Raw genomic sequence first — 464 nt, 5'->3', positions numbered from 1 at the left:
CGCGCTGCTCGGCGCGACGGTCCTGCTCGCGGCCACGTACGCTGTCGCCAGCCGACTCGGCCGCTGGTACGTCGCGTTCGTAGCCGTCGCCGGGCAGGTGTACGGGCTCGTCGCCCTCGTCGCGACACTCCTGTATCCGATGATCGACCCGGTTACCGGACTCGCCGTCGGAGAGGCCATCGTCTCGACGCTGCCGCTCAATCTCACGTCGATCGGGGCCGCGTTCTTGCTGCCCCTCATTGCGACGTACTTCTACGTCCTCTACTCGGCGTTCAGCGGACCAGTCGAAGAAGCAGAATCCTACGCCTGAACGCCGCCAGCCGCTTTTTTACTCGCTCCAGCGCCGGTAGAACCCGACGCTGAACGCCAACAGGATCGCGCCGATCCCGAGGTTGCGGAACAGGTTCCCGGCGTCGCCAGTGAGCGTGTACTGGAGCACGCCCACGCCGATCAAGAACCCGATC

General features: G+C 65.7%; 1 pseudogene. It reads left to right on the top strand.

The window, feature by feature from the left end:
- A pseudogene (locus DEQ92_RS22495) lies at positions 1-310 on the top strand (cytochrome D ubiquinol oxidase subunit II); the annotation flags it as partial.
- Positions 311-464 lie beyond the last annotated feature (154 nt).

This window comes from Haloferax sp. Atlit-6N, from assembly GCF_003383195.1.
In the GTDB taxonomy this organism is placed as follows: Archaea; Halobacteriota; Halobacteria; order Halobacteriales; family Haloferacaceae; genus Haloferax; species Haloferax gibbonsii.
Note: the sequence above shows the minus strand (reverse complement) of the source record. Positions and strands in the feature narration are given on the sequence as shown.